We start from the raw sequence: 21,501 nt of genomic DNA on the forward strand, positions 1-21,501 counted from the left end.
CTTTTCTAAGAATCGGCAAAAATTAATCATCTGATAACTATTATTCCAAAAAAAATTTGCGTTTCAAATCCAATTGCTCATTCAGATATTAAAGTCACTAAATCCCTTGATACGTATTGAATCAATTCAAGTCAATTTTAAAAAGTCATGGTGTTTTTCTCTACTTTTAACACACATTTAAGATCATAACCAAAAAAAGATCATTAAAATCATTGACATTTTTATGAAAAGCCTCTAATATACAAAGCAACAATTAATAATTCGTCCATGAGAAAAACCAATGAAGTGGAGATCAAGGTCATTGTGCACGTAAAGAGAGTTGCCGGTGCTGAGAGTGCAATCGAACGCAGATGATTAAATGGACCACTGAGGGTTCTCCCGAAAGAGTTCGAGTACGGAGAAACGTGAAGGCATACGTCAGTTGTCGGAGGGATGTTGGTCCCTCGCTAAGAGTGATTAATTGGGAATTTCATACAAATCAAGTTATATTATTTGTAGAAGACCCGGTTAATTGAACTAAGGTGGCACCGCGGAATAATCCGTCCTTAACTTATCAAAGTTATGGACGGATTTTTTGTATAAACGGAGGTCTTGGACATGAGTCAAACAAACGAGATTAAACGATGGCAATTTTCATAATAACTTTCAGTCACTTAAAACAAACAACTATCTAAGGTCAAAACACAATTTGGAGGAATTTATGATGATTAAACAAGCCATTGAAAAAGTCGTTAACCACGAAAACCTAACATTTGAAGAAAGCCAAGCCGTATTAGACGAAATCATGAACGGTGAAGCATCCGAAGTTCAAACAGCCAGCTTATTGACCGCTTTAACTGCCAAAAACCCAACGATTGATGAAATTGCCGGTGCTGCTGCTTCCATGAGAAGCCACGCGCTTGCCTTTCCCGAAACAAAGGACGTTCTGGAAATTGTCGGAACTGGTGGTGATCATTCCAACACCTTCAACATTTCAACGACCAGCGCCATTGTCGTTGCTGCAACGGGCACCAAAGTTGCCAAACATGGCAATCGCGCAGCTTCATCCAAGAGTGGTGCTGCTGATGTCCTTGAAGCTTTGGGACTGGATATCAACGAAACACCAGCTGTCAGTTACGAAAGCCTACAGGAAAATAACTTAGCCTTCCTGTTTGCACAAGAATATCACAAATCAATGAAGTACGTTGCCCCAGTTAGAAAGCAGCTTGGCTTCCGAACTATCTTCAACATCCTCGGACCACTGGCAAATCCGGCTCATCCAACCCGTCAACTGCTTGGTGTTTATGACGAGTCCCTACTCGAACCATTGGCCAATGTATTGAAAAAGCTCGGTGTCAAAGACGCCATGGTTATTCACGGTCGCGACGGTCTCGATGAAATGACAACCGCCGATGAAACCGCAGTGGTTGAATTACGAGACGGGCACTTGACTAAATACACGTTAACCCCGGAACAATTCGGTTTGAAACGCAGTCAACGTGCCGATCTTGTCGGTGGTACTCCTGAAGATAACGGCCAAATCACCCGTAACATTTTGGCCGGCAAAAAAGGGCCACAGCGAGACATCGTTTTACTGAATGCTGGTTCGGCCCTTCACTTGGCTCATCCGGAACTATCCATTCAAGAAGGCATTGATCTGGCTGCAAAAACCATTGATGATGGTAAGGCCCTTGAAGAACTCAATCGACTGCTGGCTTTTTCCAACAAGCGTAAGGACGTGGTGGCATGATCCTGGACGATCTGGTAGCTGTTACCAAAACCCGATTGGCCCGCCATCAACGACAGCAGTCATTCACTGATTTAAAACAAGCTGTTGCCAAGATGCCGGCCAATCCTAAACCGGATTTCCTTACTATATTAGAACAACCCGGTTTACACGTTATCTCGGAGGTCAAAAAAGCTTCACCATCAAAGGGGACGATCGTTTCGAATTTTCCCTACTTGGAAATCGCCAAATCATACGATCAGGCTGGAGCCGATGCAATTTCAGTATTAACCGAGCCGGATTACTTCAATGGCCATCTCCATTATTTAAGAGAAATCAGCCAAACCGTTTCGGCGCCTGTTCTTCGCAAGGACTTCACGATTGATCCTTACATGATCTATGAAGCAAAGGCAAACGGCGCTTCTATTATCCTTTTAATCGTCGCCATCCTTGACGATCAGCAATTACGTGACTATCGCCGATTGGCCGAAAGCCTCGGCATGCAGGCAATCGTTGAAGCCTATACCGCTGACGAAGTGACTCGGGCATTAAGATCCGATGCAAAGATTATCGGCATTAACAACCGAAATCTTAAGGACTTTAAAGTTGATTTTAACAATAGTTTAAAACTAAGGGCCATGGTGCCTGAGGGCATTCCCGTTGTCGCAGAGAGCGGCATCAAGACCCAAGAGGATGTTAAAAAACTGGCAGGAGCCGGCTTTAACGCCATTCTCATGGGTGAAACGTTAATGAGATCCAATAAAAAGAAACAATTAATTGAGGCATTTAAGGAGGCTTAAAATATGGTACAGGTTAAAATCTGTGGGCTCATGAAGCCCGACGACATTTTGGCAGTAGACGCAGCTGAAGCTGATTTTGCCGGCTTTGTCTTCGCTCCCAGCCGTCATCAAGTATCGCTTGCAAGGGCATTAACTTTAAAAAAGTTGTTAAATCCCAAAATCAAGACCGTTGGCGTTTTCGTTAATGAGTCCATGGATGAAATCCTTGCCATTTATAAAGCCGGCGTCATTGATATCGCTCAACTCCATGGAAAAAGCACGCCGGGTGACATTACCCGACTGCAACGTGCCGGCCTAAAGGTCATTCAGGTTTTTGAACGCCAATCAATCGACTTAGCTTCAACAGCTGATTACCTGATGGTTGACAGCGGAAAGGGCAGTGGTCAACTACTTGATTTAAAAGCCATCCCGCATATCAATCGACCACTCATTCTAGCCGGCGGTTTAACCCCACAAAATGTCAGACAAGCTGTTCAACTTGTTCAGCCCGATATTGTCGACGTATCCAGCGGTGTTGAATCCGATGGTCATAAAGATGCCGATAAAATCATTCAATTCATTAAAAACGCGAAAGAGGAAGTCTTACTATGAAAACATTAAATGAAGAAAAACAACAAAAGAAACGTGCCGGTCGCTATGGAAAAGACTACGGCGGTCAATATATTCCGGAAACATTAATGACCGAACTTGAAAAAGTAACTAAAGTTTTTAATGATTTAAAAGATGATCCGGCATTTAAAACCGAATTAAATGATTTATTGGTAAATTACGCCAACCGTCCATCCCTACTCTACTATGCCAAGAATATGACCGAAGACCTCGGTGGTGCCAAAATCTACCTGAAACGTGAAGATTTAAACCATACCGGCGCTCACAAGATCAATAATGTGATCGGTCAGGCATTACTTGCCAAACACTTAGGCAAAAAGCGATTGATTGCGGAAACGGGTGCCGGCCAACATGGTGTCGCAACCGCAACGATCGCAGCATTGATGGGGATGGATTGTGAAATCTTCATGGGTAAAGAAGATACTGATCGTCAAAAGCTGAACGTCTATCGAATGGAATTACTTGGCGCAAAGGTTCATCCGGTAACAAGCGGATCAATGGTTCTAAAAGATGCCGTTAACGCAACCCTTCAAGAGTGGGCCAGTCGAAGCGAAGATACCTTCTATGTGATGGGATCAGCCGTTGGCCCTGCACCATTCCCAGCAATCGTTAAGCACTTCCAAAGTGTCATTTCAAAAGAGTCCAAGCAACAACTTCAAGCAAAAGAAGGTCAATTACCTGACATGGTAGTTGCCTGTGTGGGTGGCGGCAGTAATGCAATCGGTAGTTTTGCGGATTACATCGACGACCCTTCCGTTAAATTGGTTGGCGTTGAGGCCGCAGGTAAAGGAGTTGATACTGACAGAACCGCCGCAACCATTGAACGGGGCACCGTTGGTATTTTCCACGGTATGAAATCATTATTCATGCAAAATGATGACGGTCAAATCGATCCGGTTTATTCCATTTCTGCCGGCCTTGATTACCCGGGCGTTGGGCCGGAACATGCCGCCCTCGCACAGGAAGGCCGCGCACAGTACGTTGGCATTACCGATGATGAAGCCGTTCAGGCATTTGAATACATTGCTAAACAGGAAGGTATTGTTGCCGCAATTGAAAGTTGCCATGCGGTAGCGTACGTTGAAAAAATTGCACCAAAGATGTCCAAAGATCAAATCATTGTCTGCACCCTTTCCGGACGTGGTGATAAGGATGTCGCAAGTATTGCCAAATACAAAGGAGTGGACATTGATGAGTAATTTATCAGACGTTTTTAAAAATCACAAAGCTTTTATTCCGTTCGTCGTTGCCGATGATCCGGATTTTGCAACCACCGTTAAAAATGTGGTTGCACTTGCCAATGGTGGTGCTGACATCGTTGAATTAGGCATCCCCTTTTCCGATCCGGTAGCGGATGGTCCCGTTATTCAGGCGGCAGACTTAAGAGCATTTGACGCCAAGGTTCGAACCAAGACCGTTTTTGAAATTGTTGAAGCCGCCCGAAAAGAAACCAATGTCCCAATGGTATTCTTAACTTACTTAAACATCGTTTTCAAATACGGCTATGAGGCCTTTTTGAAACGTTGTGCAGATTTAAACGTTTCCGGTTTGGTTATTCCGGATCTACCATATGAAAGTCGTGATGAAATTGTCCCAATTGCCGAAAAATACGGTGTCGATATTATTCCATTGATCACACCAACCTCCGGCCACCGAATTGAAAAGATCGCCAAAAGTGCTTCAGGATTTATCTACGTGGTTTCCTCAATGGGCATTACCGGTGAGCGAAACGAATTCTTTAACGGCTTAAAGGACTTGGTGACTGAAATCAAAAAGTATACCGACGTCCCAACCGCTATCGGTTTTGGTGTTCATACGCCTGAACAGGCTCAAGCAATGGCAGGAATCGCTGATGGTGTCATTATTGGCAGTGCCATTGTTGATATTGTTGCTAAGGAAAAGCAAAACGCACCGACTGCTATTGAGAAGTTTACAAAGCAGATTCGAGAAGCAGTCGATTCTAAAAAACAGGTTCCGGTTAAATAACAGCTTTATCAAAAAAATAGGCATCGCTTCACTTTCCGGTCCTTTGGATAGGTTAAGTGAAACGGTGCCTATTTCATTTTTATCGTTGTTTCAACTTTTTATTTAATTGAAAGCCAAAATTCCGATTAAATTAATCAGTCGTCTTTTCGTCCTGAAAACGTCCATATAGTTTTTCATAATTAATGGTTCCCAGACCGGTTGCCTGATTATACAGTTTACCCGGCTGTCCCGTGTAGTATAGATTGTTATTTTGATCGGCATCATCTAATACATTAAATGGTGTATCCTGCTGGGCCGCAAACTTGTAAATTTGTGGGTTCCAAAACCCGATTCTGGTTTGAAGGCCGCTACCCATGACAGCGTTAGCTGCAGCCACCTGTGGCGCAGCGTAACTAGTCCCGCCACCAATCATCCAGATCTTGGTTTGCGCTGTTTTGATCTTTTTCTTTGAATTACTTATTACTTTTGGACCCGAAAGATAAGTTGCATAGCCGGTTTGAATGTCCGCATTGCTTGAAACATCCGGTAGGTTTCTTGAATGTCCGGTCCCATAAATGACACGTGGGTGTTTATTAATAAGGTACCCACCCTTTTTATATTTTAAAAGTTCAATGGCTCTAAATGTATTAATACCCGAGAAGCCCTGCTGGTACCTTGGTGTTGGGTTTAAAGCGGAAAATCCGCCACCGCCACCGGGAAAATTGGCGGGCTGATTCTTACTTGGAACGGCTGAATAGGTATCACCCCAGGCTCGTTCCTGTTTGACACTGACAACCCGATGATTGATGATCTTTTGATAAGGTAAAGTTGTTCCGCCGACAATAACCTGATAAGGAGAAGTCGTGACCGAATGATTTTCAACTTTGCCGGGCATGTCCCGAGGCCCATTGTCCCCGCTGGCCCTAAAAACCGTAATCCCTTGAGCAGCTGCCTGTTCAAGCAGTAAATTAAATGCATGATTATATTGACGCAACGTTGAACTATGATCATCCCATTGTCCGGGTAGTTCAACGGTCGGTGCGAAGCTCGTTGAAATCTGTTGATCTTGATTGTCAGAAATTGCTTGTGCAAACGTCGTAAAATAAACGGCTGAATCATTGGTCGCCTGATTGGCCGAACTCCCGATATAGAAGTCAATATCAGCATCGGGAGCGATCGCACTTGCGGATTGGACATCCAAAGTTGCTTCAATTTGAGCTTCCGACAAAGAATGATTCATATCCTTGGTGACCGTTTTAGCGTTATCAATTGTGTAAATCTTATGAATTTGGTTTAAATGATCGGCAACACCGGCCTGTCGCCAATATGTTTGTAGATCACTTTTGCGAAAATCACCATAGGACACAATTCCAATTCGCTGATTTTGTCCAGTTAACCCCTTGTCGTAAAGAGAACTCAGTTGATAATGATCAGCAAACTTGGCAGCACCATATTGCTTTGAAAATTGATTGCCGGATATATCGGTCTGAGGCTTTTCACCACTTGTTGGAACAGCGGCGTTGCTGATCTTGGCACTTTTTTTCGACGCAAATTTGCCATCTGCCCTTTTGGCATATAGGCCGATGACCGCAACCACATTTTTCGACAATTTACCAGGCAGGTGATACGTTGTCCGTGACGGTTTTCCTTTGACATACCTTGCCTTAAACGCTTTATTCAAATCAGACCTATGCCCTTTAACTTTGATAGCCAGGTTTCCTGCAAACGTTGACGTTGTCAAATGGTACTTATTCAGATACGTTTTGACTGAATTGACATAGGCGGTTGATTGCCCGAATTTTTCTGCAAACTGACTTGGCGTTAAATATTGATGATAGGACGTTGATGAAGGATCCACCGTATCATAAACGTCATTTGTTAAGTTCGTTTCGCTGGTTGGCTTAAAAACAACACTGGCTGTCATGACATGATTATCTGATTTCTTAGTCTTTCCCTTAGCACCGGCAGTCCCGCTGGTGGTCAAAACCAACAAGGCACTTAAAGCACCAATTAAAATCTGCTTTCCCCTCATAGAATCCCCCGTCTTTCTAAAAGCTTTTAACATGGTGATAAATGACTTCAAATACATAGTGTATTATAACAGTTTAACTAAGTCATCCTTATTATTAATGCTTCAAAAAAGGCTGCCTAACAATTTTTTGTTGGTAGCCCACTTCATTTTTTGATCTTTTTCTCCCCAAAATCAACTTCAATTACACTTAACTATTTTTGAGGACCTGTAGTCTCCATAGCGTCCGGCTTGAAAAACTGATTCATCTTAATTGACTTATGTCTGATAAAAAACAAATAAGCAATATTAGTGATACCCAAAATCCCCCAAGATTTCCAACCACTGCTTTTATCCTTTATTCGCATAAAGATGGATAAGTCTTTCATCATCTCATCGACCAATTCATGAGTGAATCTGAAAAAGTTCAAATCGTTATTGAACTTACTATTTAACAATAGTGTAAACAAAAACACTAAAAGCCAGCCAATTAGATATGATCTTCCACCCCTGGCATATAAAGCCTTTTGATAGATGTTAACTTCTTTACCATTATCATCAATAAAAAAATATTTAGACGTTGATAGCTCTTTGATTTTAAAATTAACACTTTGATAAAATCCTACGACAATTGAGAAAATAAGAATAACGATCAACATGACAATATCATGAACACTATTAATATTCAGTTTAGAAAAAAATTGATATAAACAGAAAATAGGTAAAAATAACAGCCTCGTCTTGGTTACTTTAGAAAACTCAAACTGATCTTTAACGAAATATATGATGATTAATAAAGAAACGACTGAAGAATATATCATCAAATCCCCCCTACTTTTAAAATGTTAATTTAATCAATTATCAAGAAAAATATTGAGATCAAGCTCTTCAATGAACGCTTCTATACTTTATTCAAAATGCTTGTATCTAAAATAACGATACCCAATCTTTTTTTCAAACACACGCTTGGATAGTCCGGTTGCGTTTGCCAATGCCAAGTATATTAACAGAGCCACCAGTCCAAAAATAGCGGCGTAAATAAATGCAGAAATCTTGGTTAACGGTAAATAGACCCGATTCATCCCTGTCGCTGCCAATCCAACAACAATTGCGAAGCAGGCGTTCACGATCACGTTGAGTGTCAACCTAGATAATTTCACGTTAAATTCCTTTCGGACCTCTCTGATACTTAAGACGCAGACCAATCCAAACGAAATGGCAGTCGCCAGAATGGCACCAAATCCTTGAAGCCAGGTAACAAGCGGTATTTGTAGCACCAGCTTCACAATAAGACCGCCAATCATGTAAAACATCGCTTTTTTACTGTAATGCAGTGCCTGAAGCAACGTCAAACTATTAATTGCCAATCCAAGGATTAAGCTTTGAATGATATTCCAAAATAGGTACTTACCGCCTAAAAAGCTGAATGGGAAGAAAACACCATTAATTTCAAAAGACAGGGCACTTAAAATCGTCACAATCGGTACCAACGTAAAAATCAACATATTTAAATTTTGAAGAACCAAATCACCAATATCCTTTTTACCGGCTGCCCGACTACTTGCCAAGATCGGCAGCGTTGTCTCAGCAACCGCCAACGCCAATGAAACAACAACCGTCGTAATTTTAGTCGGGTTGGCAGAAAACATGGTAAAAATGTTCTGCGTGTATAACGCCGTCTTATGTAAGACGTTTTCCATGACCTGCTTGAAAACCAGTTGATCAACCAGTTGTGTCAATGAAATGCCTGAGCCAACGACGACAAACGGGATCGACTCATAAGCGATCATTTTAAAAGTCCGGCCAAGTCCTTGTAGATCGTAAGGCTTACTTTGCTTTGCTCTTTCTATATAATCAGCATTTTGTTTCTTATAATAGAGCGCCAAATATAGATAACTGGCTAATGCCCCAACCAGTGCCGCCATAACACTTAAATAGACAGCGTGGATAAATGACTTGTGAAAAATAAAAATTACAACATAGGTGGCGGCCAACATAAAGACCACTCTGATAAATTGTTCCCATAATTGGGACACGCCATATGGTTTTAAATCCTGATTCCCTTGAAACCAGCCACGAACGGCACTCATAGAAGGCAAAATAACAATCGCAGGAACCAGAAAACGAATTGCTGTTGTCGAAATTTGTGGTGATACAACAGGACTGTTTGCTGATAAAAGTGGTGCCAGTATGTACAATAAAATACCGCAAACCACACCAGAAACCAACATTAATCCGAAGCCAACTTTAGCCAACCGTTTAGAATTCAAAAATTTATTTTCACCATTATAATAGGCAACCCGTCGTGCAATTGCAGAAGGAAAGCCAGCCGTTCCAAGGGAGATGAACAGGGCATATGGTGTGTATGAAGTATTAAACAGCGCTTGCGCTGCATTTTGATGTGCGGCACTTCCCATCATTGCCAGCCAAGGGATTAAGTAAATCACGCCGAGAACTCGTGAAAAAATACTCCCAAATGATAGCCAGAATGAGCCGGACATAATTTTTTTATTCAAAGAAAACACACTTTCTAGTTAAATGTCTAAAAGGATATTGTACCGTATTTTAACGGGTTACAGACACCTAATTTTGGAATACTTTTCAAGGTTTACTTCCCTATTTTTGAATCATCACTGTTTACGTGATTAATCAGCCCAAATTCTACAAAATCCCGGTATTCACCGTGGAAATAAATCTGCTCTTTAAATACCGCTTCTTTAGAAAAGCCAAGCCTTTTGGGAATAGCATCACTCTTATGATTTCCCGAATCCACCTGAATCAAGATCTTATGTAATCCCATCGACTTGAACCCATGATCAATCATAAGCTTCAGCGAACGTGTCATAATGCCTCTTCCCTGAACCCTACTGGAAAGCCAGTATCCCACTTCGGCGTGTCGATCAGCGTGATCGATATTATGAAAATCGATCATGCCAACCGGTACACCATCCATAGCAATGGTTAACATAAATACTTTTCCTTCAACCATCCGTCCCTGTATATATTTGATGAATTTAGCTTCTGCGCGCTCAGACTTGGTGTCATCAGTCCATGGCATCCACTTTCTTAATTCATCGCGATCCGCTTCAACAACCTGGAAAAGGGCATGTGCCTGATCCTTTTCCGGCAACAGCAAACTGATACGATGATCGTCAACATTAAAATGATTAAAGACAAACATGGTTTAATTCCTTTCAAAAATAATGGTCGTTGACACTTAACTTCTATTATAACCTATATTTTGAACACAAAAACCCGACTTGGCAAAGTGCCAAATCGGATTTTTCTTTCTATATTATACGATCACACGTTGTTATTTTGTATAATCAATTGATTTCGTTTCCTTGGTTGTCAATAAAGCAATTAATGAAACACAAGCCATCAATGCCAAATAGAAACCAACAGAATGGATTCCCCATTTATCAACAAGGAACGCTGCAATTGTTGGCGCAAACGCGGCACCAATGATAGCTGCCAGGTTGTAGGCAATTCCGGAACCGGAATAACGGGTACTGGTTGGGAATAATTCTGGCAATAATGCACCAACCGGTCCATAGATAATACCATAAATAAAGAAACCAACAAAGATGAAGAACAAACCGCCAGCAAGGTTATGTTGTCCCTGGAAAAAGAATGGGAAGATCAATGCAAAGGCAATAATCATCACAGTTCCTGTGACCAAAACCTTTTTTCGACCAATTCGATCGGCAAACAATGAGGCCACAACAATCATAACACCGAACAAAACAACGCCAAGCATTAGCAGCAACAACCACTCACGGTTATTAAAGCTCATTGCGGTTGTGACGTAACTTAATGACCAAGTTGTCAACAGGTAGAAGAAGGTATAGGCAACACCCATAATGAAAGTTCCCTTAAGGATTTCAGCCCAATTATGTTTAAAGACTTGAGCCAATGGGGACTTTTGAACCTTGGACTTATCCATTGCCAAACGGAATAGTGGTGTTTCCTGCATCTTTTCACGAACAACCAATCCAACAATAACCAGGACAGCTGATGCAAGAAACGGAATGCGCCAACCAAAGGCTTGCATTTGTGCCGGCCTCAAGGTGGACTCAAGAACAAAGTAAAGTCCGTTACTTAAGAAGAAACCAATTGGGGCACCTAATTCAGGAAAGGCTCCATAAAGGGCACGCTTATTAGCTGGTGCGTTTTCAGTCGCAACTAAAACGGCACCGGACCATTCACCACCAAGCCCAATTCCTTGAATGAAGCGAGCCAGGCAAAGTAATAAGACTGATAGGATGCCCAATGTTGCATAACTTGGTAACAATCCAATCACAACGGTTGCGGTACCCATTGTCAATAGTGACACAACCAAGGTTTTCTTTCTTCCCATTTTATCACCAAAGTGACCAAATACTAGTGAACCTAAGGGTCTTGCAATAAAGGCAACACCAAATGTTAGAAGGCTCAAAATAAGGGCAATTGCTGGGGTCACTTTCGGGAAATATGTAGCTGCTGCGGTACCATAAGCATAAAAATCAAAAAATTCAATTGCAGTTCCGATCATTGAAGCTAAAATAACTGTTTTTACAGGATCTCTTTGCAAAGTGACAGTCGATTCTTGTGTGGAATCAACTGCTGTCGTAGGCGTATCTTCCATAAAACTATTCACTCTCCTCTATTATTACGTATTGTGAAAGACAATACAATCACTCATTACCAGCCAACATTTTCAACCATTTTCATAAACCACCTCCTTTCCTGAAATAAAAAACGCCAAGAACTGTATTGACAGTTCTTGGCGAAATGCACCAACCCTGCCCGCATTTGCTTGCGGGCACTCTAATTAGCCCGCAGTATTAATAATAATCACAATGCGAGAAATTAGGCTATTTAAGTTTAAAGATGAGTTAGTGTTTTTCATTTCATGTGATCCCCTTTTCATAAATTGGTTTTATCTTATCAGAAGAAAAATTAAAAGTAAATGAAATTTCCGAAATTAAGGGTTAACACCTATATAATCAGATGTTAACCCTTTTAATGATATTCTAATGTTATAACGTCACTTATCATGACTAACTATCGCATGATCTACTGAAAAACGTTTATTAGTCGGTACTCATCGTCGCATACTTCTGAATTTCCGGAGATAGATCGAATATCTTGGCTGCTTCGGATAACATTGCATGATATGGATATGAGCCATCACGGTAAGGTTCAATCACCACTTCCTCTGAAATCTTGGAAAGTGGTTTTTTACCATCCTTAACCTGTAACTTGTCTAAATCCGCAATGATTCTTTTCTCAACTTCCGCATAGCTTCCCACCAGCGGTTTTGTCTGCAAATTGCCTTGAACTGAAATTTTCATAAAAATCCCTCCGCAATCTATCGTTTTTTTTGAGAAAATACATCCATAATGAACGATTCAGATATATTTAGTTACATGATACCAGCTATTATCGATTTAGTTGAGGTGAACTACTCGGTCATGAATGACCAAGCTTTTGGGAACACGAAGTAGTATTTAGGCTGTTACATCGGTATGCCGAAAACCTAACTTACAGAACTCCGTTCTTTTACCACGGCTAGTTCCTAGCCAATAGCTTTTAGTCCGCAATTAAGGATATTAACTGCCGCATTAATATCTCTGTCGTGATGAGTCCGGCATTCAGAACACGTCCACTTCCGAATATCTAACGTTTTAGCGCCGTCATTGTGACCGCACGCTGAACAGATTCGGGAAGTGTTTTTGGCGCTCACCACCACTAATTGCTTACCGTACCATTCACACTTGTATTCAAGCATGGTCCGGAATTGATACCAACTGGCGTTAGCGATTGACTTGGCCAAGTGGTGATTGTGCATCAGATTTTTGGTTTTCAAATCCTCAATCACAATCACATCATAGTTTCTAACTAAGTCCGTCGTCAGTTTATGGAGATAGTCCTTGCGCTGGTTGGCGATTTTGGCTTGATAACGCGCTTTGGTCATTTTAGCCCGTTGCCAATTTTGGTAGTCGTTAAGCTCCAGCTTGGATAATTTATGGTGATGATTCCATTGGCGCATCGCAACGGTGGCCTGACGCTTGCGCCGGCTAAACTTTGATTGCCAACACGTCGCTTGCTTTTCGAACCACTTAGCCTTGAAGGTCCCGTACTTAACCCCGTTAGAGTCAATTGCTAAATTGGTAATCCCCATATCCAAGCCCACCCTTTGGTGAGTCTTCGGCAAGTCGTGAACTTCGGTTTCGACCTGCAGGGAAAGATAGTAGTGCCCCGTTGCATCATGACTCACCGTGTACCGCTTAATTTTGGCGTCGGTTAATTGGTTGGTCTTACTGGTCCGAATACTCCCAAGCTTGGTCAGTCTTAAACGCCGCTTAGCCTCCACGACGCAGATTGATTGCCCGGTATAGGCTTGTTTGGCGCTATGGCGTGACTTGAACCGCGGATGACCACCTTGATGTTGAAATAAGTTCTTAAAAGCAAGCGCGAGGTTACGGTTAACCACAAATAAGCTGGTGGAATCACTGGATTTGAGGAATGGGTATTCTTGCTTAAGCGGTTTAAGCAGATAATTCATATCGTATTCACCAATAAAATGACTTTTCGGGTTGTTTTCATAACGTTTATTAGCCATGGCTAACATCTGATTCCAAACAAACCGATCATTGCCAAATAGTTGCCATAATTGATCGATTTGTGCTTGGTTAGGATATAGGCGCAGCTTAACCCCTTTAACCACGGTGGTCATGGTGATGCCTCCTCTCTATTATTTCTTCTGGTACTGATCACCAGCGACGTTCCTTTGGTTGCCAATCAATTGTTGATAACTCTTGGACACTGATGACAGTCATGCTGCTTAAGCACGCTCACTAGCAGTTGAACCTAATCATCTTGACCAGCCTCATATAATCACTTCCAAAACCGGGTTCATCGGCAATTTCGTCAACCAAACGTTTAAAAATTTCTCAGCGTGTCTGGTTAAAGCCTGCTATCCCTATGTGTTATGGTAATTCGAGTTATGCAACAAATTTTGGTTATATGTTAATCTGCTTGTACTTTTTACGATAAATATTATAGCATGTTAAGAGTGCTACTGTATACATAGATTCATAAAATAGTTCCCTTCTCCTCGATCAGCCCTTCAGTCCTCGAGCCTGGCGATCCATATCTTCAACCACAATATCAAAGATTTCACCCAATGAAGCACAGTACTCCAAGATTTCCCATGGTTTGTTAGTGTGAAAATGAATTTTAATCAGTGTGTCATCACCAACTGCAATTAAGCTGTCACCCTCGAAATGGCCTTTAATATAAGCATCGATTGCGTCTTCATCCAGATCATGACCATCGATTAGATATTGGACGTCATATTTATATTCAATCATTATTTTTCCCTCCATAGTTGCATTAAAAACTATTTTCAAGTTGTTATTTAATACATTATAGCTGTATTAGCCCAACTAGCATACGAATAAACGTGACAAAATAAAAAGAAATCGACTGTTCAGCCGACTCCTGTCATGCATCTACGATTCTGATATCTGTGTATTCTTGACTTCACTACTTTTTAGTTGATTATACATCATTCCCCATTGCTCCATCGCTGAAACAACCGGCTTCAATGTCCGTCCAAATTCGGTTAACGAATACGTCGTTTTAACGGGAACCGTTGGATAAACCTCCTTTGAAATTACACCGTCTGCCAATAATTCCTTTAACTGTAAAGCAAGCATTCTTCTGGAACAAGTAGACATTAATTTTTGTAAATCACTAAAGCGTTTCGTACCATCCAGTAAATGATAAACAATCACGCTTTTCCATTTTCCGGCAATAATCTGCAAGGTACTTTCAACGGGACAACCTTCTTGGCAATCATAAATCTTTCTCTTCAATTTAATTCCTCCCTGAACGATTAGATATCGTCACTTTCATGTTAATTCCCGAGAGTAATCGTTTCAATCAGAAACGCTTACTCTGGAAAAATTTGTAACATAGTCCAAAAAAATTCACCTCTTGTTTCGATTCTGAATCGTTCTACACTAAAACTAACAAGAGAGGAGTCATTTATATGAAAGCTATTGGATTCACCAAACCTTTACCAATCTCGGATCCAAAAAGTCTGGAAACGTTCGAATTAGACAGACCATCACCTAAGGGGCGTGATTTATTAGTTCAGATTATATCAACTTCGGTTAATCCGGTCGATGTACAGGTACGGGGCAATGGGCATCATACTTTGAAAAAGCCAAAAGTGATTGGCTGGGACGCCTATGGTCAAGTCGTTGAGGTTGGCAGCGATGTATCAATTTTCAACATTGGTGATAAGGTATTCTACGCTGGGTCATTTATTCGATCAGGATCAGATAGCGAGTACCAATTGGTTGATGAGCGACTTGTCGGCCATGCGCCAAAGAAACTCACAGCAGCCCAAATCGGCGGCATGCCGTTAACAAGCCTGACTGCGTGGGAAGTACTCTTTGAGCGTTTGCAAATCAATCCTGATCAACCAGACAAGAATGCTGATAAAACAATTTTAATTATCAACGGTTCCGGCGGTGTCGGCTCAATTGCAACCCAACTCGCACATATGGCAGGACTCAGAGTCATTGCGAGTGCATCTCGTCCTGAAACAATTAACTGGGTTAAAAAGAACGGTGCAGATAAGACCGTAAATCATCACCACAATTTAGTTTCCGAAGTTCGCAAACTTGGTTTTCATTATGTGGACTATATTTTAAATTTAAATGATCTTGATGGTCACTGGGATGAAATTGCTGAACTTATCAAGCCTAGCGGTAAAGTTGGCGCAATTACCGAAAATAAACACGGTATTGATTTGCAAAAACTAACAAAAAAGTGTGCATCGTTTCACTGGGAATGGATGTATTCGAAGTCCTACTATCACACCGACGATATGGTGACACAACACCAGATTCTTGATCGGGTTGCAACACTGTTGGATAACGGTGTGATCCATTCAACGGTCACCAAAACGTTAACCCCCATTAATGTTGATAACTTAAAACGGGCTCACCAAGAAGTCGAGACAAACCATATGATCGGCAAAATTGCGATTTCTAACGAATCGTAACAAAAAACGCTTTTCCGGTAGAATCGCTAACCGGAAAGGCGCTTTTTTGATTCTAGTATCGATATACTTTTGGAATAACCACATGGCGCTTGGTCTTAAACGGTAAATATGCCATCTGCCTATCTAGTAAAATTGACCGATAATAATGTCCATTTACCAGAACTCTCGCAGGATGGTAAAGGCCAAAGCAGCCATCTTTAACCCGTTTATCGAAGAACGAATATTGATAATGGTCCTCTAACTTGATTCTCTGCATGATCAGGTTCTTACCGAAAACTTTGTGTTCCCCCTGCTGAACTGAATTTGCTGTTATTTTCATATTTTCAAACTGATGATGATCTTGATCGTAGAAATGCCAAGAACCGATAAATGACGATGGCATTGTATGTGATTGAACAACTTTGGGACCATCTTGGGCATTGGCCTGTACTCAAAACGCGACTGTTATCATCGTTATCATCGTTATCCCAGCTATCAACAGTAATTGTTTTTTATTAAAAATGCTTTTCACTTCCAAAAATTTCTTTCTGATCGGTCTTCACTTTATGGTCAAAATAATGTTGCGCCCATTGTCCATAGCCAACACTGCACACTGCCAATAAAACAATGTATAAAACCAGCTTCGCTACCGAAATAAATAAGAGTGGCACGCCAAAAAGCAATATGAAAAAAACAAAGAAAGTCCAGCCAAAAAGTCTTTTAACGCCATTCTGCCGATGCCAGCCTGACTTATCTTTAAATCACCAGTAGAGCACGAGCCCCATAATACCAAACCGCCAATTGACTTGCCAAAACAGACGCCTTGTATAATCCTTTGTAGACCTTCTCAAAAAATCTCCTTTCAATTATTTATAAAATAGTCAACTTTACGTAAATTGATTAATAAAAGATTATTTGAACCCTTTACAGCGTCAAATCCGCCTTTTTCCAGTAATCCATGTAATGCCAAACCACATAAGTCGTTGCAATGATAACAATCATCATTGCACTCACGTTGATAATGACTGGTGGAAATGCGTTAAGCATCGCTGCATAGAGTCCGACCACCATCGCGCCAACAATCATGGTTCCCAGAATAACAAATCCAATCAGCATATTACCACCACCCCGATTAAACAGCTGAGTCGCATTTGTCCACGTTAGGTCAAGCAGTCGCCAGTCACGAGTGTAGTTGTACATACTGCTTAAAATATTGCCGAGGACAACCCCCAGGCAAAGCGTCAGCACATTGAGCCACAGCAATTTTGCAAAAAAACCAAACCCAATGGCCAAACAAATCAAAACCAAGGATTGAACAATCACAATCAATTTGAATTTTAACCAAAGATAGCCTTTGAAATCAATTGGCAATGACTTAATGAACGCCAAGTTTTGTCGATCCAGTGAAATCATCACACTTGAAAGAGAACCCTGATTAACCGTAATAATAGCTACCATAATCCCAGCCACAAACATCACACCAGCGTATTTAGCGGTAAGGTTCGCCAATGAAAAGCCATTTTGAACAAACATGGCAATGCTGTAAATCACTACCGGGAATATTGTGATCGATATGGACTGGGTTAACAACGTTGGATTTCCAAGCAAGCCAAGATTATAACGGATAAATTGGCGTGCCATCCCCTGACCTTGTCGATGTTTGCGTTTTACGGTTCTCGTTTGGGCATTTGCACCGCTCATAACCTTTGGCAGTAACCACTTCTGTAATAGGACACCCATGACAAATACTGATATCAAAAGGACGGCAACCGTTACAAGGCTGACCAGACTAGTCGGATCAACAACGATCTGATGTAATTGCGCAAACCCCGGAATAGCCTTAAGACTTGTGGAATTATCGTTGTTTGCCATATTCATCACAAATACTGCAACAGCCATTGCAACCATTGTGATACCCGTCATCAGGAATGTCATTAATTTTTGATGGTGTCGATAAATCCCCGTTTGAGCAAAACTAAAAATTGCGATTGAACAAAATAGAAATAAAAATATGTAGTAGAGAATAAATAATAATGTCCCGACTGTAAATCCGATGCCAATGAATCGTCCCGTTTGAATGCCTGCAATCACAAACATCATCCACACAGGCAATGCGGTTGGCAAAATGGTTAAGCCGACTACCGAAAATTTGGCAGCAAAAACTGCCCATTGACTCAATGGTAACGGCAAATAATCTTTTAGGTCCTTACTTTCAAAAAAGACGTTATCAATCGTCGTCACACTTTGAGATAACCCAATAATCGTAAACAAACCGACAATATTGGTAAATTCGCCAATATCCTTGACCAAATTCGTTGTGAGCAGTAATGCCCCATATATAAACGCGAACAGCGCGCCCAAGAGAAGATATTGATAAATGAGTGATCGATACAGTGCCGCACCCGTCTTGCCGTTTTCACGCTGCTTTCGAGTTTGTTGAGGATTAACATACAGAATATTGATTTTAATCAGTTGCATTAATTGCCGATTAATCATGTTTGTCCTCCCCCTCGAGTTGATTGATCATTTCATTGTCACCTTGACGCCCGGCCATCTTTAAGTAGATCGTTTCAAGAGTCGCGTTTGGCATAGTACTTAGAAGCTGATTAACAGAACCATTATAAATTAACTGCCCATGACGTAAAATTGCCAATTCATCGCATAATTCTTGCGCAGTTGCCAACACATGGGTTGAAAATACAACGGTTTTTCCCTTTGCAGCATGAGAACGCATTAACGTTTTTAAATCATAAATTGCTTGGGGATCCAATCCCGTCATTGGTTCATCCAACACCCAAATATCAGGATCGGGTAAGAGTGCACCAATCACAATCGTCTTTTGTCGCATGCCATGTGAGAAATCACCAATCGCTTCATCTGCATGTGAATCCATATCAAATAACCGAGCCAGTTCGGTTTGACGCTGTTCCCGGGTCTCCTTGGGAATCTCATAGGCAGAAGCGATTAAATCCCAGTAATCATTAGCAGTTAGTTCGAGAAACATATCCGGAGAGTCAGGCACATACCCGATCTTTTTCTTAATAGATAAACGATGTTCGGCCAAATTATAGCCGTCCACGTTAATTGTCCCCGACGTTGGTTCAATAATACTGACCAGACTTTTTAATGCTGTTGATTTACCAGCACCGTTATGACCTAGAAAGCCAAAAATCTTACCGCTTGGAATGGTCAAAGAAAGATCTCTTAATGCTTCAGTTGAAGGATACACTTTTCTTAGATGGTTAAATTCAATCATGTTATACACGCCCCTATCCCGAATTTTGTTTCATTATACACCGGACGCCTATCGTAACAAATCGCAAACTGAAACACAACCGCGATAAACACTGATAAATCAAGATTGCCATCATTTAAAGCATCCATTCAAGCCACTAATCAAGTATTAGGTTATACCGATTTTTGTGAAATAAACATGAATTTTTTATGGATAAATAATGAATTTACAATGGTTAAATGGTTGAAACCATTCTTTAGGTCAACAAGCTTATACACCAAATAATGCAAAACGATAACCTTGGTTTGCATTATTTGGCATGTGCCATCACGTAAGGTATTCAAGCGATAATAGCAAAAGGCCAAGTTTTACACGCGGCCAGTTTCTACGTTGCTAACCTGTTATCAATCGCTTTGTTATTAATGATTCTTTTTGGATTAACGGCCAAGGAAATTCTACCATTCTTAATACATGCTTTATTTATTACGCCTTTCGGTCATAAAGTAACCGGTCCAAAAATTGCTGGACGGATGCTTATATACCAAAAACATTATCTAGGTTCGTTGATAGTACCCTTTATTATTACGTCAATTCTATTGACTAATACCCTTTTTATGACGCTTGGCATACCAGGAAACAATGGCGTTCAAAATTCTAGTGGAACACTGGTTACGTTTATTGTATATGTATTCGCTCCCTTAATCATAGTTCTTGCTAACATTTTTTCTGTGATGCTAATGGTTACAAATAAAGAACAGCAAATAAATCATCAGTTGCGTATTTTAGGCACAAACACGACTCAACTTGTTGCAACTGTCTTTTATAAAGCCTTTATTTGCGGAATAGTTACAGTTATTTGGGGAGCCCTATTTAATAGCATACTTTATCTAGCTTTGTATAAGATCAGTTTACTAGTCCGATCACCTGCTAAGCTAAATATATGGTCAATCCTTTATTTCCCCGTTGCTAGTTCTATCTTATCCTTTTCATTTATTTTAATGATAGGTTGTTATTCAATTACCAAGAGTCATCATTTAAGAGAATAGAAATAATGCAATTGTCTTATCAATGTACAGGGGTGTTGGTACCGTTATTTCTGCTCGTTCAAAAGATTGGTTTCAATCTCCATCATCCCATAAACGTTTCACTCTGTACGATCACTTATTGGCCGACAATCTCATTTTTGATTATTTTGATTTTTATCATAACAGTCGATGTCGCCCGGATAATCAAAGTACAGCCATCGAACAATATGTCTTAACTCCAATATTGTATTAAAAAAACACCCCGTCGTGTCATGACCTTTTCGCATCTATCCGGAGCGGTAGAAATCGAGGCACCACAATTGACTGGTAACGATATTCTGTTTGGGATTGAGCAAGGCCCATCCGGTAATAAAACTCATTATATTTACAGTGTTAAAAAATCTATTTTCTAGATGAAAAAGCCCTTCCCGAATAAGGAAGGGATACATATTATTTACTTTATTTGGGAATTCCCAATTGAATTGAGCACGCTCCATAATCTCGCATGTCCCGAAAGTCTGGTAAGGTAACTGGATATCGGTACTGATTAGCTAAGTTAAAGCCCCTTTGGTCATCATAAGAGTCCGCATAGCCGACAATGTCTAAGCCAATGTCGTAATTAGACATGCTATTTCTCTTGTCTTGATCGTACCCCAGCTCTGTAAGCCTTTGGTCAATCAGTTTAACGGCTTTAGAGGGTGCCATACGTTCATAGTAAGTATAATTCCCCTCGCTATTAAAGAAATTCAAATCTATAGCTTTAGTACTTGTAAATCCGTTCAATAAATAAGTCTTTTGGGGTAAAGAAACATACAGGCTCTTAGACAAATTTAGATTAATTTTGGAATTAGGAAACAGCTTAGCAACCAGTCGAGTTAACTTTAGCGCTTTATTGCTATTTAGGTCGTTAAGATAGGCTTGTTGGCTATTAAAGAGAACCGGCAACTTAATAATGCTTTTTTTGAAATAACCGTACCAGGCAATCCCTTTAACTTTTTGTTGTATGCCGAATATAACTTGTAATACACTTCGTTTTTACCTTTAACAGGCTTCACGAATGCCTTGGAAACCAACCAGACAGTGTTAGGATAGTTTTTTAAATTATGAATTC

Annotated in this window: 19 protein-coding genes and 1 pseudogene; 6 read left to right on the forward strand and 14 right to left on the reverse strand. The window is 40.7% G+C overall.

The window, feature by feature from the left end; translation table 11 throughout:
* The first annotated feature begins 703 nt into the window (after positions 1 to 703).
* From trpD to trpA, 5 genes are read left to right on the forward strand one after another with little or no spacing between them, the layout of a single operon-like run.
* Complete coding sequence (gene trpD, locus HMPREF0519_RS00185; RefSeq protein ID WP_035462112.1) at positions 704 to 1,729, forward strand: anthranilate phosphoribosyltransferase; 1,026 nt, start codon at positions 704 to 706, stop codon at positions 1,727 to 1,729.
* Complete coding sequence (gene trpC / locus HMPREF0519_RS00190; protein WP_003633627.1) at positions 1,726 to 2,505, forward strand: indole-3-glycerol phosphate synthase TrpC; 780 nt, start codon at positions 1,726 to 1,728, stop codon at positions 2,503 to 2,505. Before trpD ends, trpC begins: the two co-directional genes overlap by 4 nt.
* A gap of 3 nt (positions 2,506 to 2,508) precedes the next feature.
* The gene (locus tag HMPREF0519_RS00195) at positions 2,509 to 3,096 is read left to right on the forward strand and encodes a phosphoribosylanthranilate isomerase (RefSeq protein WP_003633628.1); all 588 of its coding nucleotides are present in this window, start codon (positions 2,509 to 2,511) and stop codon (positions 3,094 to 3,096) included.
* The gene (gene trpB, locus HMPREF0519_RS00200; RefSeq protein ID WP_003556283.1) at positions 3,093 to 4,313 is read left to right on the forward strand and encodes a tryptophan synthase subunit beta; all 1,221 of its coding nucleotides are present in this window, start codon (positions 3,093 to 3,095) and stop codon (positions 4,311 to 4,313) included. Before HMPREF0519_RS00195 ends, trpB begins: the two co-directional genes overlap by 4 nt.
* Positions 4,306 to 5,100 (forward strand): tryptophan synthase subunit alpha, encoded by a 795-nt coding sequence (trpA, locus tag HMPREF0519_RS00205; protein WP_003550511.1) that lies wholly within the window; start codon positions 4,306 to 4,308, stop codon positions 5,098 to 5,100. The genes trpB and trpA overlap by 8 nt, the downstream gene beginning before the upstream one ends.
* A 130-nt stretch (positions 5,101 to 5,230) precedes the next feature.
* Here the strand turns inward: trpA and HMPREF0519_RS00210 are convergent, their stop codons facing one another.
* The 9 genes from HMPREF0519_RS00210 to HMPREF0519_RS00250 all read right to left on the reverse strand — a co-directional run bounded on the left by HMPREF0519_RS00210 (position 5,231) and on the right by HMPREF0519_RS00250 (position 14,952).
* Positions 5,231 to 7,111: a S53 family peptidase gene (locus tag HMPREF0519_RS00210; protein ID WP_225429051.1), complete on the reverse strand. Its 1,881-nt coding sequence runs from the start codon at positions 7,109 to 7,111 to the stop codon at positions 5,231 to 5,233.
* A gap of 191 nt (positions 7,112 to 7,302) precedes the next feature.
* Positions 7,303 to 7,908: a hypothetical protein gene (locus HMPREF0519_RS00215; protein ID WP_003633630.1), complete on the reverse strand. Its 606-nt coding sequence runs from the start codon at positions 7,906 to 7,908 to the stop codon at positions 7,303 to 7,305.
* A gap of 87 nt (positions 7,909 to 7,995) precedes the next feature.
* Positions 7,996 to 9,588, reverse strand: coding sequence for a putative polysaccharide biosynthesis protein (locus tag HMPREF0519_RS00220; protein ID WP_190870511.1), 1,593 nt, complete (start codon positions 9,586 to 9,588; stop codon positions 7,996 to 7,998).
* 107 nt (positions 9,589 to 9,695) lie between these two features.
* Positions 9,696 to 10,268 (reverse strand): GNAT family N-acetyltransferase, encoded by a 573-nt coding sequence (locus tag HMPREF0519_RS00225; protein WP_003633633.1) that lies wholly within the window; start codon positions 10,266 to 10,268, stop codon positions 9,696 to 9,698.
* Positions 10,269 to 10,400: 132 nt separating this feature from the next.
* Positions 10,401 to 11,714, reverse strand: coding sequence for an MFS transporter (locus tag HMPREF0519_RS00230; RefSeq protein ID WP_003633635.1), 1,314 nt, complete (start codon positions 11,712 to 11,714; stop codon positions 10,401 to 10,403).
* Between the two features lie 448 nt (positions 11,715 to 12,162).
* Positions 12,163 to 12,423 carry a hypothetical protein gene (locus tag HMPREF0519_RS00235; protein ID WP_003550534.1) on the reverse strand — a complete coding sequence of 87 codons (261 nt, stop codon included), beginning with the start codon at positions 12,421 to 12,423 and terminating at the stop codon, positions 12,163 to 12,165.
* A gap of 224 nt (positions 12,424 to 12,647) precedes the next feature.
* The gene (locus HMPREF0519_RS00240) at positions 12,648 to 13,808 is read right to left on the reverse strand and encodes an RNA-guided endonuclease TnpB family protein (RefSeq protein ID WP_003633637.1); all 1,161 of its coding nucleotides are present in this window, start codon (positions 13,806 to 13,808) and stop codon (positions 12,648 to 12,650) included.
* A gap of 385 nt (positions 13,809 to 14,193) precedes the next feature.
* Positions 14,194 to 14,445, reverse strand: a complete 252-nt coding sequence (locus tag HMPREF0519_RS00245) for a fatty acid kinase subunit FakA-related protein (RefSeq protein ID WP_040472582.1) — start codon at positions 14,443 to 14,445, stop codon at positions 14,194 to 14,196.
* A gap of 141 nt (positions 14,446 to 14,586) precedes the next feature.
* Entirely contained in the window at positions 14,587 to 14,952 is a 366-nt protein-coding gene (locus tag HMPREF0519_RS00250; RefSeq protein WP_003556310.1) for a winged helix-turn-helix transcriptional regulator, read from the reverse strand.
* A 176-nt stretch (positions 14,953 to 15,128) separates the two neighbouring features.
* On the opposite strand from HMPREF0519_RS00250, the gene HMPREF0519_RS00255 reads away from it, so the two are divergent.
* Complete coding sequence (locus tag HMPREF0519_RS00255) at positions 15,129 to 16,151, forward strand: zinc-binding alcohol dehydrogenase family protein (protein ID WP_003633640.1); 1,023 nt, start codon at positions 15,129 to 15,131, stop codon at positions 16,149 to 16,151.
* A gap of 52 nt (positions 16,152 to 16,203) precedes the next feature.
* On the opposite strand, the gene HMPREF0519_RS00260 is transcribed toward HMPREF0519_RS00255, so the two are convergent.
* The 5 genes and pseudogenes from HMPREF0519_RS00260 to HMPREF0519_RS14180 all read right to left on the reverse strand — a co-directional run.
* The gene (locus tag HMPREF0519_RS00260; protein WP_150334614.1) at positions 16,204 to 16,470 is read right to left on the reverse strand and encodes a hypothetical protein; all 267 of its coding nucleotides are present in this window, start codon (positions 16,468 to 16,470) and stop codon (positions 16,204 to 16,206) included.
* Between the two features lie 584 nt (positions 16,471 to 17,054).
* Positions 17,055 to 18,626 (reverse strand): hypothetical protein, encoded by a 1,572-nt coding sequence (locus tag HMPREF0519_RS00265; RefSeq protein ID WP_003633646.1) that lies wholly within the window; start codon positions 18,624 to 18,626, stop codon positions 17,055 to 17,057.
* Positions 18,619 to 19,386, reverse strand: coding sequence for an ABC transporter ATP-binding protein (locus tag HMPREF0519_RS00270; protein ID WP_003633648.1), 768 nt, complete (start codon positions 19,384 to 19,386; stop codon positions 18,619 to 18,621). The genes HMPREF0519_RS00265 and HMPREF0519_RS00270 overlap by 8 nt, the downstream gene beginning before the upstream one ends.
* A 1,463-nt stretch (positions 19,387 to 20,849) precedes the next feature.
* The gene (locus HMPREF0519_RS14175) at positions 20,850 to 21,017 is read right to left on the reverse strand and encodes a hypothetical protein (RefSeq protein WP_233419298.1); all 168 of its coding nucleotides are present in this window, start codon (positions 21,015 to 21,017) and stop codon (positions 20,850 to 20,852) included.
* Positions 21,018 to 21,289: 272 nt separating this feature from the next.
* Positions 21,290 to 21,501: pseudogene (locus HMPREF0519_RS14180) on the reverse strand (hypothetical protein); the annotation flags it as partial.

The sequence above is a fragment of the Lentilactobacillus hilgardii DSM 20176 = ATCC 8290 genome, from assembly GCF_000159315.1.
Taxonomy (GTDB): domain Bacteria; phylum Bacillota; class Bacilli; order Lactobacillales; family Lactobacillaceae; genus Lentilactobacillus; species Lentilactobacillus hilgardii.

What these genes read in the sequence shown, in the direction of transcription:
- trpD (WP_035462112.1), top strand. Translation starts at nt 704, where the DNA reads ATGATTAAACAAGCCATTGAAAAAGTCGTTAACCACGAAAACCTAACA.
- trpC (WP_003633627.1), top strand. Translation starts at nt 1,726, where the DNA reads ATGATCCTGGACGATCTGGTAGCTGTTACCAAAACCCGATTGGCCCGC.
- HMPREF0519_RS00195 (WP_003633628.1), top strand. Translation starts at nt 2,509, where the DNA reads ATGGTACAGGTTAAAATCTGTGGGCTCATGAAGCCCGACGACATTTTG.
- trpB (WP_003556283.1), top strand. Translation starts at nt 3,093, where the DNA reads ATGAAAACATTAAATGAAGAAAAACAACAAAAGAAACGTGCCGGTCGC.
- trpA (WP_003550511.1), top strand. Translation starts at nt 4,306, where the DNA reads ATGAGTAATTTATCAGACGTTTTTAAAAATCACAAAGCTTTTATTCCG.
- HMPREF0519_RS00210 (WP_225429051.1), bottom strand. Translation starts at nt 7,111, where the DNA reads ATGAGGGGAAAGCAGATTTTAATTGGTGCTTTAAGTGCCTTGTTGGTT.
- HMPREF0519_RS00215 (WP_003633630.1), bottom strand. Translation starts at nt 7,908, where the DNA reads ATGATATATTCTTCAGTCGTTTCTTTATTAATCATCATATATTTCGTT.
- HMPREF0519_RS00220 (WP_190870511.1), bottom strand. Translation starts at nt 9,588, where the DNA reads ATGTCCGGCTCATTCTGGCTATCATTTGGGAGTATTTTTTCACGAGTT.
- HMPREF0519_RS00225 (WP_003633633.1), bottom strand. Translation starts at nt 10,268, where the DNA reads ATGTTTGTCTTTAATCATTTTAATGTTGACGATCATCGTATCAGTTTG.
- HMPREF0519_RS00230 (WP_003633635.1), bottom strand. Translation starts at nt 11,714, where the DNA reads ATGGAAGATACGCCTACGACAGCAGTTGATTCCACACAAGAATCGACT.
- HMPREF0519_RS00235 (WP_003550534.1), bottom strand. Translation starts at nt 12,423, where the DNA reads ATGAAAATTTCAGTTCAAGGCAATTTGCAGACAAAACCGCTGGTGGGA.
- HMPREF0519_RS00240 (WP_003633637.1), bottom strand. Translation starts at nt 13,808, where the DNA reads ATGACCACCGTGGTTAAAGGGGTTAAGCTGCGCCTATATCCTAACCAA.
- HMPREF0519_RS00245 (WP_040472582.1), bottom strand. Translation starts at nt 14,445, where the DNA reads ATGATTGAATATAAATATGACGTCCAATATCTAATCGATGGTCATGAT.
- HMPREF0519_RS00255 (WP_003633640.1), top strand. Translation starts at nt 15,129, where the DNA reads ATGAAAGCTATTGGATTCACCAAACCTTTACCAATCTCGGATCCAAAA.
- HMPREF0519_RS00260 (WP_150334614.1), bottom strand. Translation starts at nt 16,470, where the DNA reads ATGAAAATAACAGCAAATTCAGTTCAGCAGGGGGAACACAAAGTTTTC.
- HMPREF0519_RS00265 (WP_003633646.1), bottom strand. Translation starts at nt 18,626, where the DNA reads ATGATTAATCGGCAATTAATGCAACTGATTAAAATCAATATTCTGTAT.
- HMPREF0519_RS00270 (WP_003633648.1), bottom strand. Translation starts at nt 19,386, where the DNA reads ATGATTGAATTTAACCATCTAAGAAAAGTGTATCCTTCAACTGAAGCA.
- HMPREF0519_RS14175 (WP_233419298.1), bottom strand. Translation starts at nt 21,017, where the DNA reads ATGTCTAATTACGACATTGGCTTAGACATTGTCGGCTATGCGGACTCT.